The sequence below is a fragment of the Methylobacterium sp. WL18 genome (assembly GCF_008040015.1).
GTDB classification, from domain to species: Bacteria; Pseudomonadota; Alphaproteobacteria; order Rhizobiales; family Beijerinckiaceae; genus Methylobacterium; species Methylobacterium mesophilicum.
This window is the reverse complement of the sequence record NZ_VRVD01001137.1, coordinates 1-781: the sequence shown is the minus strand read 5'-3', so window position 1 is coordinate 781 and position 781 is coordinate 1. Positions and strand designations below refer to the sequence as shown.

1 protein-coding gene is annotated in these 781 nt (G+C 71.7%); it reads right to left on the bottom strand.

Annotated elements, in window-relative coordinates; all coding sequences use genetic code 11:
• On the bottom strand, nucleotides 1–619 hold a 619-nt coding region (locus FV228_RS31375), incomplete at its 3' end, for a glucokinase (RefSeq protein ID WP_187277995.1).
• Nucleotides 620–781: the final 162 nt, after the last annotated feature.

The window sequence follows — 781 nt, the reverse complement described above, 5'->3', positions numbered from 1 at the left end:
CCACCGCCGCGTGCAGCCGCGCCAGGCCCGGGCCCGACAGCACCGCCTCGACGGTCACGCGTCCCTCGACACGCTCCAGCGCGTGCCAGATCTTCTCCTCGAAATCGTCCGCCGGGCCGATATCGGTGTGCCCGGCCTCGGTGGAGACGATCGCGAGATGGGCGGCGTAGGGCACCAGGGCCGCCGCCCCGAAACCGGTGCCCGGTCCGAGCACGACCCGGGCGCCGCCCGGCACCGTCGGACAAGGCCCGACCGGCGTAAGATCGTGGGGCTCGATATCGGCGGCGCCGGCCGCGACCGGCACGTAATCGTTCACAACCACCGCCGAGGAGAGCCCGAAATCCTTCGCGATGCGCTCGCCGGCAATCTTCCAGTGGGCGTTGGTGAGTTGGACCTCCGGACCGTCGATCCGACCGGCGATCGCCAGGATCGTCGAGCGCGGCGCGGGCCCGGCATTCCCGCCCTTGGCCAACGCCGCCTTGATGGCGTGGGACGGGTCCGGATGGTCGGCGGTCGCCTCGTGCGACAGGAGCTGGGGCTCGGCGCCCGTCTCGGCGATCAGGCCGAAGCGGGCATTCGTGCCACCGATGTCACCGATCAGAACCGGAAATTCGAACATCGACGCGTAGCCTTTTCCTGAGCGGGCTCACCGCGAGGCAGGCCGCGTGCCTGCCGCCGTGCCGCGAATGATAGGGCGGGTTCAGGCCGGCGGCAGGGCTTCTGGATCGATGCGGCCGCCCGCGGCCCAGTCCCGCAGCAGGGCCCGGACGGCGGCCTGAAC